Consider the following 15,354-nt stretch of genomic DNA (forward strand, 5'->3'; position numbering starts at 1 on the left):
GCAAGTCGCTATATGGGGAATGACATACGGCGGAGTTGCCACTCCGCCCTACGCGCTGGCGAGATGGCGGCGCAGTGTCGCCGCGAGCGAAAGGGGCGCACGCGATGACATCCCGTTTCGGAATTCCGGGCTGGATGGTTGCGCGTTGAACGCTCCGGGTTTATGCGCCCTGATTCGTCGGGCCGGTCTCTACGAGTTCGATGCGATGGCCGTCGGGGTCGGCAATGAAGGCGATCACTTCGGCGGACCGCCGTTGCGGGCTGGACTGATTCATCGGGCCCGGTGGTCGAAGTATGGTGACGCCAGCCGCGGCAAGCTGTTCGCAGCTGAGTTTTGCGTCGGCCACGCTCAGGGCGATGTGGCCGAATGCGTTGCCGTGCTCATAGCTGCTCACGCCCCAGTTGTGGGTGAGTTCGATGACTGCTGCGCTTTGTTCGTCGCCGTAGCCGACGAAGGCCAGGGTGAAGCGCCCGTCAGGATAGTCTTCGCGCCGCATCAGGCGCATGCCCAGCAGGCCGGTGTAGAAGGCGAGTGAGCGTTCGAGATCGCCGACCCGGATCATGGTGTGAAGGATGCGCATGGTGTGATGTTCCTGCCTGAGTGCGTTGGGGGTGGCGGAGCCTGAAGCGGGTGGCTCCGCCGTTCGGATGAGGCGGAGGCCGGAGGCTCAGGCGTAGAAGGGTGAGCGCATCGCTTTGCTGGCGGCTGCGACCACGGCGCCGTTGAAGACGCGTGTGTGGAAAGCGGCGTTGAGGCCGGCAGCTTCTGTGGGGAAGTATTCGAGTGCGAAGGCGCTTGCGTGCTCGATGGTGTCGAACGCATAGAGGCCGCCCGGGGTGCCGGTGTGCAGGCCGCTTAGCCAGGTCTTGGCCAGAAGCCCGGGTTGTTGTTTCAGTATCGGGTTCATGGCGCGCCAGGGAATGGCTTCGCTGAAGGGGCTGGCGTTGAGCCACACCTCGGTATAGACGAAGGCGCCCGGCGCGTTTGCGAGCGAGCCGCCAAAGTGCACGGAGTTCATGTCGCGACTGGCGTCTTCGGTGCCGTGTGTGTCGAAGATGCGGGTGGTCTGCGCCACGCCGAGCGCGCGTGCCTCCTGCGGGAAGTAGTCGGTGCAGAAGCGGGTGGCGTGCTCGATGCTGTCAAACGCATAGAAGCCCCCCACGGATTGGTTGCCGACGCCGGAGAGCCAGGTTTTGTTGATGAGGCCGGGTTGCTGGAGGAGGGTTGCGTTGATGCGCTGCCAGGGCACGTCAGAGAAAGGCAGGGAGGCCTGGAGTTCGGTGAGTACATAGGCTTTCGGGGTCATGACGGGCATCCTTTTTGAATGGCTGAATGGAGGTAGGCTTGGTGGCAACGGCCGTTGGGATAACGAACGTTATGTGGACAATACATAACGATCGTTATCCGTACAAGTACAATGTGACTTCTCACAGGCTCTTTGCATTGGAATCACCATGTCCCGACAGGAACAGAAAGCGCAGACTCTCCAGCGCATCACCGAGGCGGCGGCGCGCAGCTTTCGCAAGGGTGGCTTTGGCGGAATAGGTGTTGATGGTCTGGCGAAGGCGGCGGGCGTGACGTCAGGTGCCTTCTACGTACATTACGGGTCCAAGAACGAGGCTTTCTGCGCAGCGATTGTTCAGGGCATGGCCGATCTGAAGGCCGGCGTGTTGTACTGCCAGGAGACCTGGGGGCAGGCGTGGTGGGAGGGTTTCGTGCGCTTCTATCTGGGCGCGAAACGCCAGTGCGATCTGTCAGAGAGTTGCAGCCTGCAGAGCCTTTCTCCCGAAGTGGCCCGCTCGACGCCCGAAGCGCGCGAGGCCTTCGAGGCAGGCTTGCAGGATGTGGCTGCAGCCATTCTGGCTGGCCCCAAGTCGCCCAAGGCGCCGCGCGATCTGGATGCAGCTTGTGCAGCACTTGCCGCACTGGTTGGGGCTGTAACCCTGGCGCGGGCGGTCAGTTCGTCAACGCTGGCAGACGAGATTGCCGCCGCAACCGGCAAGGCGCTGCTGGGGCCGCGCTGGAGTGCGGGTGAGAGTCAGTGAGTGCACACCTAGGTGCGCTGCGCTACGGAAGCGCGGCGCACGGCGTGATCTTCAGTGGGAGGCCCGGATGACGGCACAGGCACAATCCGGGTCTATGTCAGCGCGCAGCGCACCGTCCCGGATTCCGCTGCGCTGCATGCGGCCCGACGTCAGACGACCACGCGCAGTGGCAGTGCGTGGCGAACAACATCCCAGCCATTGGCGTCGACACCGTCGATGACGCACAGGTAGAGGTCATGGCTGCCGGCGCTGAGGCCGCCGGTGTTGAGCGTGAGGGTGATGCTGTCGTTCCACACCGTCCAGGTTTGCAGTTCGCGCACGGTGGCTGTCTGCAGGCTGGGTGTGTCGCGCAGTTCGACGCGCTGCCAGCCGCTGACGGTGTCTTGCCCCAGGATCACGCGGCTGTCGTCGGAATACAGCTCGCGTACATCGGGCTTGGGTAGCTTGTTGTCGACGCCGTCCTCTTTCTGACCGAAGTTGCCGAAGTAGTTCTGTTCGATGAAGTAGCGCAACCGCAGGCTGGGGTCGGCATAGACCATTTCGCTCTGGCGATTGAGCCTGACGCGCGTCTCGCCGCCATGGTGTGCGCGGGTGATGACTTTGCCGTCATTGAGGCCCTGTGTGCCGGTGAAGACCATGATCTCCATGAGGGTCCAGCCCGCGTTGTCTGCGACGGTGCTGCCGGTGTAGTAGGTGCTTTTGCTGGCTGCGGATCGATTGACGAAATTGATTTGACCGCCGCTGTTGTTGAACAAGTCGTGAACCTTGATTTCGCAGTCGGTGTCGACCACGGAGTCTTGCCAGCTGATGCGCTCGTGCTTCCACTGATAGCTCTTGGCATAGGGCACACCACCCATCGTCATGACGTTGCGCACCCAGTGGGCTTTGTAGAAGTAGCGCTGTTCGGCGATGGGCGCACCCGGGTCGAAGCGTCGCGTGGCGTTGTAGCTTGCGTCGTGTTCGGGCGTGAACAGCACCTTGCCGCGCACAGCATCGTTGGCAATCGTTGTGGGGCCGCCAAGCTGGTCGAACGCCCAGCCCTGGCCATTGGCCGGCTTCGCACCCAGGGCGGGGGATTCGATGACGCCACCCGCGCCCCCGAGGAAGGTGTGGATCACCTGCGGATTGCCGCCTGCCTGGGTGATGGTGAGGGTGTCGCCGTGGCGATAGCTGGCCTGCGCAGGCGTGAGTTGGGCGCTGCTGGCACTGCTGGATGTGCTGTTGGATGTGCTGCTGGACGATGTGCCTGATGACGAGCTGAGAGAGGAGCTAACTGAGGAGCTGCTGCCGCCAGAAGCGCTGCTGGAACTTGAGGCGCCACTGCTGCCTGCGCTGGTGCTGTTGCCACCGCTGCTGCCACCGGATCCACCACAGCTTGCGAGGGCCGGGAGCGTCAGGATCCATTGCAAGGCGTCTCTTCTTTTCATGAAGTTTTCTGTTACCCGTCGATGCGTGGCTGTGAGGCGCGATGCCTTGCGTGATGGCGTGACCGCTTGGGCTGACATGCGGAATGGATTACAGGCGCTCGTGCCGCGTCAGCGTGGCGCGAGTATCACTTCACGGTGTGCGCAGGACAAACGCTCACCGACAAGTGGCCCGAGCGAGGCTACGGCAGAGGGGCGCATGCGGCCGGTCGAGGGGTGCATCGCCGGATGGGTGGTTTCTGCGCCGGCTGTTGCATGCCTTTTGCGTACCGATGAGACATCCCGTGCGGCGGCGCCTCGGGAAGGCACGGGGAACTGGCGCCGCCCGTGTCGCGCAGGTTTGCCGGGCGCCTTGGCGCGGTGTGCTACGCGAGCTGCCGTCGCCGCAGCTGGCCGATCTCAGGCGTGTGCTTGAACGCCCAGCACAGCAGGAGTGCGCCAAGCACCAGCAGAACCGTCCCGATGCCCCAGACAATCCAGATCAAGGGTGTGATCCAGGCGTCCAGGGCGCCCATTGCGGGCAGCCCGGTGTGCAGCCAGCCCGCCAGTGTCAGCATGCTGTTCTGCAAGTAGGTGACCGCCTCTGCCCCCAGCCAGGGGGTCAGCCATTGTGTGATGGGCGATTCGGCGGCTTGCGTGGCCAGATTTCCCGGCGAGCCTGTCGCTACAGCCTGCAGCGCCCAGTCGGTGAGCGCATGGGCGACGACTGCCAGCAGGGTCCAGAACGCGCCAAGGAGGGCGCAACCAGTCCAGATGAGGCGTTGCATGATCGGGTCTCCGGGGTGTGCATGCCGGCTTCGACCCGGTTGGCGTGCGCGCCGTTCCCGTCAGTCTGTGGAAAAGGGCCGCGTGGGGGGGCAAGGCCGTAACCCGTACTGCGTGCCAGATTTGAAGGTCGGATCGAAGGTCGGAAGGCGCTTCGCTTTTCCGGGTTACGCCGGGTGACGGCCATCAACGACCTTCGCATAAAGATTCCGATGCGCAGTCTTGCTCAGCAGTTCGAGTTCGATGTCTTCTCGCAATGGCTGCCCTGTACCGCTGTCTGCAGGGTAAGGGAGCCTGCGTCCGGTGCGCACATAGCCGCGCCGCTCATAGAAGGACAGGAGTTCCGTGCGCGCGGTGAGCACCGAGATTTCGAATGATTCGACGCGGAAGTACTGGTGCGCATGTCGCTCGGCCTGCGCCAGCATGTGCTTGCCGAGGCCTTGTGCCTGCACATCGGGGCGTGTGGCGAGCATGCCGATGTGGGCAACAGCGCCAACGATCTCCAGGTGTACGCAAGCGAGAATTGCCGAGGCCCGGCACTGCAGCAACACGCGTGATTGTGGTCGGAAAAGCGTGCGCACTTGCTCGACCGCGATCCGCTCACCGGCGATCAGGTCCGCCTCGTGCGTCCACGTGCGCTCGCAGGCAGCGGGTCGATAGGCGCGGTTGACCAGCGCGGCGATCTCTTCTGCGTCAGCGGGCGTGGCCAGCCGGGATGGGGTCATCTGCTCCATGGCCTGCGCTCAGTAAGGAGTGTCGTCCTTGTGGGTGAACTGCCATTGGCCGTTCAGCAGCTTTGCCTTCAGATCGTCATCGGGGTAGAGCCCCTGATCACCGGGGCTGCGGTCGCCTACTTCCAGATAGATCACTTCGGCCTCGGTCTGGTTGATCAGGCGATGTCCGTTGCCGCTACCTGCCTTGAAGCCGGCGCAAACGCCGGGGGCCAGCTGCGTATGGCCTTCGTCGGTGTGCAGGGTCGGCGAGCCTTGCAGCACGTAGATGAACTCGTCTTGCAAGGTGTGTGAGTGGCGCAGTGCGGACACGGCACCGGGCGCGAGACGTGTGAGGTTGACGCCGAAGTTGCTCAGCCCGAACACATCGCCGAGGGCGCGTTTTTCACGGCCGGCCATCTGCGAGCGGAAGGGTTCGGGGTAGTTCGATGGCTTTGTGCGCGGGGCGACTGTGGCCGCCACGCAAGTTAATGGATTCGTCTTCGACATGCAGACCGCCCTCCCCTTTCTAACCCGTAAAGTGTTGCGAGAGCGGATGCGGACGGACGTCGAGCACAAACTCACGCGCATCTGCAAACGCCGCCGTAAATGCTGCGCGCTGCGAAAGTCTGGACATGTAGTCCCGAAAGACCTGATCGCGACACAGACCATAGCCGCGCGCCCAGAAGATCGTATGGCCCAGCACGCAGTCGGCCGCGCTGAAAGTGTCACCACACGCAAACGGGGCGCGCTGCAGTCGCGCGATCAACTGCGGCTCGACCTCGGTGAGGAACTTGTTGCGATAGCGTGCAATGGTGGGCGGGTGCTGTTCGGCGTGAGGGAGCACGTGCTCATGTGCGCGGATCTGCCAGAGCATCATGTCCATCCAGGTCGCGGCAAAGTGCAGCATCTGCAAGTAGTCGGCCCGCGCGGCAGAGGCGCCGGGTGGTGGCGCGAGCGAGGCTTCAGGGTAGGCGTCAGCGAGGAAGGTGACGATGGCTGCGCTCTCGATCAGCCAGCTGACACTGCCATCGTTCCGGGTGATTTCGAGCACGGGCACACCGTGGTTGGGGTTGATGCGCAGAAAGGCGTCGGTGTATTGCTCGGCTGCACAGAGGTCGACGCGCGCCACTTCGAAGGCGTTGCCCAGCAGTTCGTGCAGCAACCATTTGACACGCACGCTGCGGCTGGCCGGAGCATGGTAGAGCTTGAGATGCTGGATTGGCATGATGTGCTCTCTCATCGCGCAGTGGTGCTGCCTGTGGCAAGCGGAGGGTGCTGGACGAAGCGTGCGTCGCGCAGCCAACGCACGGAATCGCGCCAGAGGGTGTCGCGAAACTTTTCATGGAAGTAGGCAAAGTGGCCGATCTTCGATTCGCCGACCGAGCCAGGTGCGATGGTCTGGCGGAAGCAACGGCAGTTTTCGAAATAGGCAAGCAGGCGCTGGATCGCAACCGGGGTGCCGAAGGGATCATCTGCAATCCCGATGGCGAGGATCTCGCCGCGCATGCTGCGAAAGTGCGTCATGGCCTGTGCGGCCGCTTCGCTTGCTGCGCGCAGCTGTTTGCCACGAAACGCCCACTCATAGGCGGCACCGGCCGGCAGATCCTCATGCCAGCCGAGTGCCCTGGCGGGGAAGTAGCCCAGAGCAGCCGTCAGCAGAGGCATGCCCAGGTGCCAGCGCAACCACATGCCCAGACGTGCGCTGCGGGCGTAGTCAGGCCAGTACGCAAACTGCGCACCGACGGTGAGGCAGCGCACAACCCGGTGGTTGCTCGGGGCAAGCCCGATCGTCATGCCACCTATGCTGTGTGCGACGACGTGCAGGGGCAGATCGGGATGATGGCGCACGCACCAGCCGAGCGCGGCTTCGCAATCGAGGCGCCCCCAATCGAACTTGGTGATGTGCTTCCAGCGCCGCAGATTGCCCTGACGCGAGGCGCCGATGCCACGATAGTCGTAGGTCAGCACGCGAAAGCCCTGGGTGGCGAGGAAGCGTGCGTAGCGATGGTAGTAGGTGGCGTTCACAGCCGTGGCGGGGTTGATGACGACGATGCCGCGCTCGGCAACGGCATTCCCCGCTGCATGCCAGGCGTGGGCCGCCAGCGGGTAGCCGTCTTCGGCCTGCAGGCTTAGCGCTTCGCTGATGACCTTGGGCGCGGCAGACGCCATGGCGGGCCAGGCCTCAACGTGCAGCATCCGGGGCACCGCTTGCAAAAAGTTCGTTAAGGCGTGCACCGCTGATGGCACGGTTTGCGCAATCGAAGCGCCCTTCGCGCAGCATCTGGCCCACCGCGTCATGCACGACGCTGAGCGCCAGCCTCTGCAGCGCGCCACCAACGCTGATGCGGCGAACACCGAGGGCGGCGAGGCTGGCGTAATCCAGCGCTGAGTCCTTCACGCCAGCGAGCACGTTGAGGGGACGTGCAACAGCGCTGATGACCGTGGCGACCTGCTGCGCCGTCTGCAGGCCGGGCGCAAAGAGTACGTCAGCGCCGGCGGCCTGATAGGCCTGCAAGCGCAGGATAGTGTCATCAAGATCGGGCGCACCGCCGAAGAAGTTCTCTGCGCGAGCCGTCAGCACGAAGGGGTGAGGCAGCGCACGTGCCGCCTCGGCCGCTGCCTGAACACGCGCCGCAGCGAACGCGACGGGGTACTGGCCAGCGCGCGCCGTGCGGGGCTTGTCTTCAATCGACGCGCCCACGGCACCCAGGGCAGCCACGCGGCGGATGCTCTCGGCGACGTGTTCCGGTTCGACGTGAAAGCCATCTTCGAGGTCAACCGTCACGGGCAGCGGACTGGCCTGCACGATGTCGGCCACGGCGTCGAACAACTGGTCGGGCGACAGGGCGTGGTCTGGCAGGCCCCGTGCAAAGGCGCAGCCAGCGCCCGTTGTTGCGAGCGCGACCGCACCGGCGTGCGCCATGATGCGGGCGGAGCCGGCGTCCCAGGGGTTGGGCACGATGAAGCAGCCGGATCGGTGCAAGGCCTGGAAGTATTCGGCTTTCTCGCGGGTGGTGGCGAAGACGGGCGTGGCGGACATCAGAGCTGCGCTCCATTGATGAGGGAGCCTCATTTCAGCCAACCGGCCACAACTGTGCTAGTGTCTGTTAAGACATTTTTAACGCGTATTCAGACAAGAATGGATTTCACGATTGCCGTGCTGGACGGTGCGCTGGCCTCCAGCGTCGCCATCACTCTGGATGCGCTGACAGCGGCCAGCCGCCTGTCGGCCATTCGCGGCGGCCGCGCTTTGCGCTGGCGCGTGCTCGGCACGGGGACGCAGGCTGCCCTGAGCAGCGGGCTGAGCGTGCCCACCACACCGCTCTCGCCGCGCTTGCGCCTGGATGGCTCGGTACTGCTGATTCCCGGCATCGCAATCGTTGCCCGGCCGGGCGAGCGCTATGACCCGGCCTCGCTGGGTGAGCGGCTCGACGCCCCTGACGCGCAGCTGCTGGCGACGCTGGCCGCACGACACCATGACAACGGAGGCCTGGTGGCAGCGGGATGTTCGGCGGCCTTCATCCTCGGCAATGCCGGTTTGCTGAGCGGGCGAAGCGCCACAACGCATTGGCGACTGGCGGGCTACCTGCAGCAGCGGCAACCCGACTGCAGGGTGGACATCAATCGCATGCTCGTCGTGCAGGATCGCGTCATCACCGCCGGAGCGGCACTGGCCCAGATGGACCTGATGCTGTACCTGATCCGCCACGCGCTGGGTGCCGAAGTGGCGGACCTCACGATGCGTTACCTGCTGCTCGACGACCGCGACAGTCAGGCGGGTTACATGATCTGGTCGCAACTGAACCAGCAGGACCCGACCGTGCAGGCGCTGGAAGCACTTGTCGAAAAGAGCCTGCCAATGGTGCCGACCCTGAGCACGCTGGCCGAAGCGCTGCACGTGAGCGAGAAGACGCTGACACGGCGTGTGCGCAGCGCCACAGGCCAGACGGCACAGGACCTCGTGCAGGCGGTGCGGCTGCGGCGTGCGCGCCATCTGCTGGAGAGCACACGCCTGTCGCTCGACGAAATCGCGGTGCAGGTCGGCTACGCCGACGCCACGGCATTGCGTCGCCTCACGCTCAAAACCCTCAACACCACACCGGGGCGCTTGCGGTCTGGCCGGCATTGAGTGTGAGCGCAGAAAACTCACGGTGAGTCGAACCGGACCGATCCGCGGGACATGCGTCCCGGAGAATGCCCATGCAATACGTATTGATCATCCATGAAGTGGAAGACTACCCCGCCTGGAAGAAGATCTTCGATGCCGCTGCCGGCATCCGCAAGGAAGCGGGCGAGCGCAGCTACCAGGTTCTGAAGTTCGAGAACGACGCCAATCGCATCGTTCACTTTTCGGCCTGGACATCGCTCGCCGCAGCCCGCGCCTTCTTCGAGTCGCCGCGCCTCGTTCAGATCCGCAAAGAGGCCGGTGTGAAAGCGCCGGAATTCCAGTACCTCGACCTGCTCGAAGCCGGCACCTTGTGACGGATGCCTGAAATGCGCGTCCGCGTGCCGGCAGGCTGATTCTCAGGACGGCTTGTGCAGTCCCCCTGCCGCGTTGGCAGAAGCGGCGCCGGACGACTGCCCCCAGCGCGCGTTGAGGAAGTGGCGCACGGGTCGCTCCAGTAGATGGAAGGACGCAACACCGCCGAGGATGGCCAGCAACAGCGCCAGCATTGGCGACAGCTGGCCATTGTGCGAGGCGACGTAGAACGGCTGTTGCCAGAGGTAGATGGAGAAAGACCACAGGCCCAGCGTCCTCAACGGACGCAGCGACAACAGGCGGACGAATGCCGCAGGCGCTTGCGGCAGGAGATTGACGACCAGGGCCAGCAACCCGACGCCGACCGTCGTCTTCACCGGTAAGGGCACCGACCACCAGTGCAGGGCCACTGCCGTCACGAACATGAGTGAACACAGCACCGCCGGCACACGCAGCGCAGGCAGGCGCTGCAAGGTGAGCAGCACCAGTGCGGAGACGAAGATGCCGTAGGCCGAGACCTCGGAGCGGATCCACTTGCTGAACTCCAGTTCGTTGGCGGCGTAGTGGCTTGCGTACCAGAAGCCAGCCAGCGACAGGCATGCGGTCAGAACCCCTACTGCCTTCAGCGCGCTCACCCAGCGCTGACGCACGGCGAGGGCAACGAGTGAGAGCGCGATGTAGCTGTGCTCCTCGACCGACAACGACCAGATGTGGCCGAAGGGCATGACGGTGTGGCCGATATCACCGGTGATGTAGTTCTTGATGAAGAACAGTGCGGCGAGCGATTCGGTCCAGTTGATCGTTTGTCCGCTGATCGCAAACCACACAGGCACAAGGCCGATAAACAGCAAATGTGCCGGCACGATGCGCGAAATGCGGCGCCGGTAGAACGTCGGCAGTGGCGTCTGCCTGATGAACAGCAGACGCCCCATCAACAAGCCGGACAACACGAAGAACAGATTGACGCCCAACACACCCAGGTTGATGCCGGGCACAGGGAAAAAGTGCCCCCACAACAACATCACGATGGCCAGCCCGCGCCAGCCATCGAGATAGTCGACGTGGTCTTTCTCTGACGTCGACCCTGATGCTGCAAACATGATTGTTCCATAACAATAAAGTCTGAGACTGCACGCTCCGTCAAATCAATGCTCTCCGCTTGAAGAGTGGGCAGTTAAAGTCTGAGACAAAACCACCCCGCGCACGATCATCAAATTGAAGGTGGCGCAAATGTCTGAGATTTCGTCGAAGAGTGCATTGGGCTCGGGTAACGCGACGTAACAAGAGGGCAGCAGAGTCGGTAGCCAATCTGACAACAACAAGACTCACTGAACGCTGAGACAGTTTTCGCTGCATCGCCAGACAGGAATCAGGAGCGATTAAAAAGGGGGCCGAAAGTCATGCCGCTTGGCCATGCAAAGTCGAAAACCTGCTCGACAGTAACGTATGGGTCCAGGAAGTTGGATAGGTAAAGTACCAGCGCACCGACACCAAGTATTGAGACGCAGAAGAGCAGAGCCGCTTTCGCGCGGAGGGACAACGAAGACCGGTCTTGCGTTCGCGCCCAGATATGCACGACCCAAAACGCGAGTGCCGAGGCGCAGATGATGTTCAGAATCAGACCGGGAATCCAAACAGCTCGGCTAGCTGATGTCACCCATGCAGCGTGCCACGGCAGAGGAAAACCGTAACCCAACCCCAGCTCTTCCCCTGCGACAGATACCGGGAAACTCAAACTGACTGAGCAGAAGAGGATCACAAAAACTGCAAGAGTCGCGATCAACTTGTTTCGCTTACTCATCACCTCTTGCTCCCATCGTCATACTTGAACCCCAGTCCGATTACGCATGTTTCGTCCTTGTCTTCGCCTTGGCTGACTTTGAACTGCCCATTCTGGAAAAGCATGGCTGAATCGCTCCCGTCAAAGAACACGGCATGCTTGCAACCTTGCGCGATGAATTTGTCTCGTACGTCACCGATGGATTTGCCGGGAGTCCCGTGAGCCTGAACATAGATAAACAATCTATTGGCCGATACGCCGAGACAGGTTTTACCCAGCTGGAACTCCTCGTCCGCGTCTCGCTTCGCAAATGCAGTGAACTTGGCAGAGCTTCGTTGACGCAAGCTTGACGCAAACTCACCTGGTTCACCAATTGGCGGAGCATTGGCAGCAGTGCCAGCTAAATACTGATTGCGGCTGCCATAGGCGAGACCATTGATGATCAAGGGGCCGAGACCACTCAAACCTACGGAGCTGTCTGTGGGTGGATCGCCTTTGCCACTGACAAATGCTTGTGTGAGATCACCACTCACCGCTTTTTCTTTGTAGTACGCAATGAAAAAATCCTGCGGCCGTTTGGTGCCTGCAATCACCGTCTTGTTGTGAACTACGATGCCTTGCACCGTCGTGTTGTCTGGATCCAGACGGGGATGGCCAGACAAAGCGGATAGCGCACCGAAACCAGACAGATCGTAGAAGTTGGCATTGATCACCACGCTGAGTGTTTTTCCTTCCCGCGCGACCGTCTCGCTGAAGTACTCCTTGCGCTTCCGTAGTACGGGCCTGATCTCAAAAGGCGGCTTGATCTCTATAAAAAAATCGCTCATCTCATCACCAGATATCAGTTGTCCGCCAGTTTGCTTCGCCATTCCGCAACCAGTTCTTTATCCGCCTGGGCGCTTGCAGACTTTGTGAGGTCATCGATAGCCAATTGCAGTCTGTAATAGCCCACTGTGAGCACTTGATCTCGCCAGTAAGCCTGCGATCTTCCTTGGGCAATTCCTTTGTCTTTTGACACCTCACGCAAGATCTCAATCTGCTTATCTAATGACGAAGTGGCATTACCGTATGATTTGGCGTACTGAACTCTGCTCTCCAATTTGAATTGTTCACTCCCTATGGATGCCGCCGCGAACGCCCCACTGAACTGCTTCTCGGGCGTGATGAAGTACGCCTTACCCGATGAAGATATCCAGTAGTCCCTGATCGTCACATCGCCCAGTTGAAAGTACGAGTTGGGGCTGATTGGCTGTCCATCCACCCTCTCAGCTTTAACCATCACGTTCTGTGTGAAGGAGAGTGTGGACGGAGTGACTCGTAGAATCGGTAGCGACTCGTTATCGCGCAGAGATTTCTCGTCCCCTGCTTCAACCGCAGAACTCACGGCGAACACCGCTTGCCCTGTGGGCAGGGCCCCAAGGCTCGCCGCCGCACTCCCCCCACCCGCCATCACATGGCTAGCCCCCTTCGCCGTGAAGTTGCCCGGACACGCAAAGGTGATGTTCGCGCCTTCGAGCGTGATTGACGATTGCCCTGCCTGCAGCACGATCTTGCTGCTGGCGAGGATGTGGATCTCATCGTTTGAGCTGGTGACCGTGACGTTCTGGTCGGCCAGCACTTCGAGCGGGCCGTCGTGAGACTGGATGCTGAGCGGGCTGTTGGCGGCGATGGCTTTGATGCCGCCGGCGTGGGTGTAGAGGCTGGTGGCGTCGCCACTGACGAGGCTAGCGGTGTGCTGGGCGGTGATCTGGGTGTCGGCCTGCACGGTGGTGCTGAGTTGCTCGCCGGCGAAGAGGCTGCTGCTTTGCGGTGTCGTCAGCGCGATGCTGGCGGGGGCTTCGATGAGGATGGCGGGGGAACTGAAGCTCTTGATGTCGCGGTCGGGTTGGTCATTGCCGTCTTTCTTCGCTTCTTCGGGATGGATCTTTTGCTGGAAGGCGTCGATCTGTTTGGTTTGTGCGAGCGGGTCGGCTTCGGATTGGCTGGCGGCGTCGGAGAGTCGGTTGGCGGTGTCGTGGGCGGCTTTGAGCTGGCCTGCGGCCTCACTGGTGTCGAGCTGGGTGCTGGTGGCGTTCTGGCGGGCGGTGGTGGAGAGGAGCATGCCTTGGGCGGCGCGAGTGATGCTCCAGCCGTCGGTGCGCAGTTCAAACCCTTGGCCACGGTAGGCGCCACGCTGGCTGTTGGTGGGGGTCTGGTGGATGAGGTAGCCGAGGTTGAGTTCGCTACGGGCGAAACTGGTGGCGAGCCGCGTGCGTAGCTGGCCGGTGGCGTCATCGAGTTGCCATTGGCTCCAGCCTTGTCCGTCTAGCGTGGGGGCATGGAAGCCGGCGAGGATGCCGGGGTGGTTGGCGCTGCTGCCTTCGCCGGCGGGCCAGGGAGGTGCGTCTTGGCCGTTGTAGAGCTGGGCGACGATGATGGGGCGATCCGGATCGCCGTTCAGGAAGTCGACCAGCACTTCTGTGCCCACGCGTGGCGTGAAGCTGCTGCCCCAGTTGGGGCCGGCGAGGCTTTCGGCTACGCGCACCCAGGTGCCGTTGCTGTCGTCGCCCGTGGCGCGCTCGGTGTCGCTGGTGAGACCCCCCACGAGCGGAGCGGCGCCGCGCTGCCAGGGGAACTGGATCTTGATGCGGTGATCGCGTTCAGCGTGGGTGCTCGTGCCCGCTTTCGCCTTGGCGGTGCCGACCACGATGGCGCTTTGCAGGCCGGGCATGTGGGGCTTGGGTAGCGGCTGGGGAACTAGCGGGAGCTGGGCGCGCGTGCAGACGATGCGATTGCGGTAGGTGCCGGGTTCGACATCACTGTCGACGGCCAAGCCTTCGATCCGCTTGGCGTTGCTGTCGAGGTTGTTGGCCGCTTCGTGCTGAACACGCAGCACTGTGAAGCGGGCAGCATCGCCATGATAGTGCGGGTGCTGCAGCACAGTGAATTGCTGGCTGGGCGCGAGCTGGCGCACGGTGCCTTGTGCAGTGTGGGCTTCCATGCAGAGCGCGATGGCCTGCGTGCGCAGCGTGGCTTGGCGGCTGGCTTCTTCGGCACTGTCGTAGCGGTAGGCGCCGGAGCCATCGAAGGATTCGAGCGTGGGGACGTTGCCGAGACCGCCGAAGGGAGCGCCGTCTACATCGCTTTGGCCGTTGAGGGCGACGAGTTGCTTGTAGTCCCAACTGGCCAGCGTGACATCGTTGGTCAGCACTTCCTGCCGGGTGTGCCATTGCTGGAAGCTGTCGCTGCCCTCGGTGGCGCCTGCGCGATGAAAACGAATGAGTGCTTGAGGACAAGCAGCCAGGTCTTGCGCGCTGTCGAAGATGACGAGCTTATGCAGCGAATGCGGTGGCGTATCGCCGCTCTGGCCTGATGCGGCGGTCTGGTCGTGTTCGAAGCGGTAGCTGAGCCCTTCGCTGGCGAGCAGACGAGAAGCGAAGGCGAGATCGCTCTCGCGGTACTGGATGGTGAGGCTTCGGGGCTTGAGGGGCTGGGTAAGGCGGAACTCGTAGCTCGCTATGCCGCATTCGTCGAAGAGCTGATGCAGGATGTCTTCAGCACTCTGGTCCTGGAAGATGCGTGCGTTGCGACGCTCCGCGAGGACGGCGAGCCAGGGCTGCATGCGCAGGCGGTAGCGAGCCAATCCGCCATCCGAACCGAGCTGTCCTGCGAGGGTGACATACCCGTGCCACTGACGATGGCTGCGGCCGTCGGCGAGCAGCAATCTCAACGTGACGGGCTGGCCGATGAGGCTGGCGAGCGAAAAGTGCGCGTTGGTGGACAGGCAGTCGATGTCGAAGCAGGAGACCTGAGAAACACCCTCGCTGCCGATGAAGCGTTCGGGCACCAGCGCTGCGTCGGGCAGGCAGGTGGTCAATGAGAGGAGTCGGGCGTTCTGTGTGAGGGCTTTGAGGAAGGACTCACGACTGGGGAGGGAGATGCCTGCGCCTTTGCTTGCCCAGCTTTGCATTGACTCGGAAGCCATGAGGAATACGCCGTTGGAATCGTCGGGAAGCGACAGATTCTAGGGGGCTGGCAGGCGATGTGTCGGCGGCCAGATGGGCGGCGGTGTTTGCAAATACCCGGAGCTTCTAAACCCATAAACTCCCCGGCAAAAATAACAAAAACGCGGATCAGCTCTCGGGGTTTCATCGTTCCGATTGTGCTT

At 62.5% G+C, this 15,354-nt stretch carries 16 protein-coding genes; 3 read left to right on the top strand and 13 right to left on the bottom strand.

From position 1 onward, the window contains the following. Positions 1 to 160: 160 nt before the first annotated feature. Entirely contained in the window at positions 161 to 580 is a 420-nt protein-coding gene (gene gloA / locus ABEA02_RS09930) for a lactoylglutathione lyase (RefSeq protein ID WP_345532770.1), read from the bottom strand. Between the two features lie 87 nt (positions 581 to 667). Continuing rightward, on the bottom strand, positions 668 to 1,306 hold the full coding sequence (locus ABEA02_RS09935) for a hypothetical protein (RefSeq protein WP_345532771.1): 639 nt from the start codon (positions 1,304 to 1,306) through the stop codon (positions 668 to 670). Between the two features lie 148 nt (positions 1,307 to 1,454). Between ABEA02_RS09935 and ABEA02_RS09940 the strand changes: the two genes are divergently transcribed. Then, a complete protein-coding gene (locus ABEA02_RS09940) occupies positions 1,455 to 2,045 on the top strand; it encodes a TetR/AcrR family transcriptional regulator (RefSeq protein ID WP_345532772.1) in 591 nt (196 codons plus the stop codon). 149 nt (positions 2,046 to 2,194) lie between these two features. Here ABEA02_RS09940 and ABEA02_RS09945 read toward each other — a convergent pair whose 3' ends face one another. From ABEA02_RS09945 to ABEA02_RS09975, 7 genes are all read right to left on the bottom strand, one after another. Next, positions 2,195 to 3,472, bottom strand: a complete 1,278-nt coding sequence (locus ABEA02_RS09945) for a hypothetical protein (protein WP_345532773.1) — start codon at positions 3,470 to 3,472, stop codon at positions 2,195 to 2,197. 362 nt (positions 3,473 to 3,834) lie between these two features. Continuing rightward, complete coding sequence (locus tag ABEA02_RS09950) at positions 3,835 to 4,236, bottom strand: hypothetical protein (protein WP_345532774.1); 402 nt, start codon at positions 4,234 to 4,236, stop codon at positions 3,835 to 3,837. Positions 4,237 to 4,401: 165 nt separating this feature from the next. After that, positions 4,402 to 4,968, bottom strand: a complete 567-nt coding sequence (locus tag ABEA02_RS09955; RefSeq protein WP_345532775.1) for a GNAT family N-acetyltransferase — start codon at positions 4,966 to 4,968, stop codon at positions 4,402 to 4,404. A 9-nt stretch (positions 4,969 to 4,977) separates the two neighbouring features. Beyond that, entirely contained in the window at positions 4,978 to 5,454 is a 477-nt protein-coding gene (locus ABEA02_RS09960) for a cupin domain-containing protein (RefSeq protein WP_345532776.1), read from the bottom strand. A 19-nt stretch (positions 5,455 to 5,473) separates the two neighbouring features. Further along, positions 5,474 to 6,172, bottom strand: a complete 699-nt coding sequence (locus tag ABEA02_RS09965) for a glutathione S-transferase family protein (protein ID WP_345532777.1) — start codon at positions 6,170 to 6,172, stop codon at positions 5,474 to 5,476. 11 nt (positions 6,173 to 6,183) lie between these two features. Further along, positions 6,184 to 7,143 carry an alpha/beta hydrolase family protein gene (locus ABEA02_RS09970; protein WP_345532778.1) on the bottom strand — a complete coding sequence of 320 codons (960 nt, stop codon included), beginning with the start codon at positions 7,141 to 7,143 and terminating at the stop codon, positions 6,184 to 6,186. Further along, positions 7,130 to 7,987, bottom strand: a complete 858-nt coding sequence (locus tag ABEA02_RS09975; RefSeq protein WP_345532779.1) for an isocitrate lyase/PEP mutase family protein — start codon at positions 7,985 to 7,987, stop codon at positions 7,130 to 7,132. Before ABEA02_RS09975 ends, ABEA02_RS09970 begins: the two co-directional genes overlap by 14 nt. Before the next feature lie 99 nt (positions 7,988 to 8,086). Between ABEA02_RS09975 and ABEA02_RS09980 the strand changes: the two genes are divergently transcribed. Further along, on the top strand, positions 8,087 to 9,076 hold the full coding sequence (locus tag ABEA02_RS09980) for a GlxA family transcriptional regulator (RefSeq protein ID WP_345532780.1): 990 nt from the start codon (positions 8,087 to 8,089) through the stop codon (positions 9,074 to 9,076). Between the two features lie 71 nt (positions 9,077 to 9,147). Beyond that, positions 9,148 to 9,429 (top strand): putative quinol monooxygenase, encoded by a 282-nt coding sequence (locus ABEA02_RS09985; protein ID WP_345532781.1) that lies wholly within the window; start codon positions 9,148 to 9,150, stop codon positions 9,427 to 9,429. Positions 9,430 to 9,471: 42 nt separating this feature from the next. On the opposite strand, the gene ABEA02_RS09990 is transcribed toward ABEA02_RS09985, so the two are convergent. The 4 genes from ABEA02_RS09990 to ABEA02_RS10005 all read right to left on the bottom strand — a co-directional run bounded on the left by ABEA02_RS09990 (position 9,472) and on the right by ABEA02_RS10005 (position 15,171). Continuing rightward, positions 9,472 to 10,527 carry an acyltransferase family protein gene (locus tag ABEA02_RS09990; RefSeq protein WP_345532782.1) on the bottom strand — a complete coding sequence of 352 codons (1,056 nt, stop codon included), beginning with the start codon at positions 10,525 to 10,527 and terminating at the stop codon, positions 9,472 to 9,474. A 269-nt stretch (positions 10,528 to 10,796) separates the two neighbouring features. After that, positions 10,797 to 11,228 (bottom strand): hypothetical protein, encoded by a 432-nt coding sequence (locus tag ABEA02_RS09995; protein WP_345532783.1) that lies wholly within the window; start codon positions 11,226 to 11,228, stop codon positions 10,797 to 10,799. After that, a complete protein-coding gene (locus ABEA02_RS10000; RefSeq protein WP_345532784.1) occupies positions 11,228 to 12,076 on the bottom strand; it encodes a hypothetical protein in 849 nt (282 codons plus the stop codon). The genes ABEA02_RS09995 and ABEA02_RS10000 overlap by 1 nt, the downstream gene beginning before the upstream one ends. Then, positions 12,049 to 15,171, bottom strand: a complete 3,123-nt coding sequence (locus ABEA02_RS10005) for a type VI secretion system Vgr family protein (protein WP_345532785.1) — start codon at positions 15,169 to 15,171, stop codon at positions 12,049 to 12,051. Before ABEA02_RS10005 ends, ABEA02_RS10000 begins: the two co-directional genes overlap by 28 nt. Positions 15,172 to 15,354: the final 183 nt, after the last annotated feature.

Origin of the sequence: Viridibacterium curvum (assembly GCF_039544165.1) — a bacterium.
Taxonomy (GTDB): Bacteria; Pseudomonadota; Gammaproteobacteria; order Burkholderiales; family Rhodocyclaceae; genus Viridibacterium; species Viridibacterium curvum.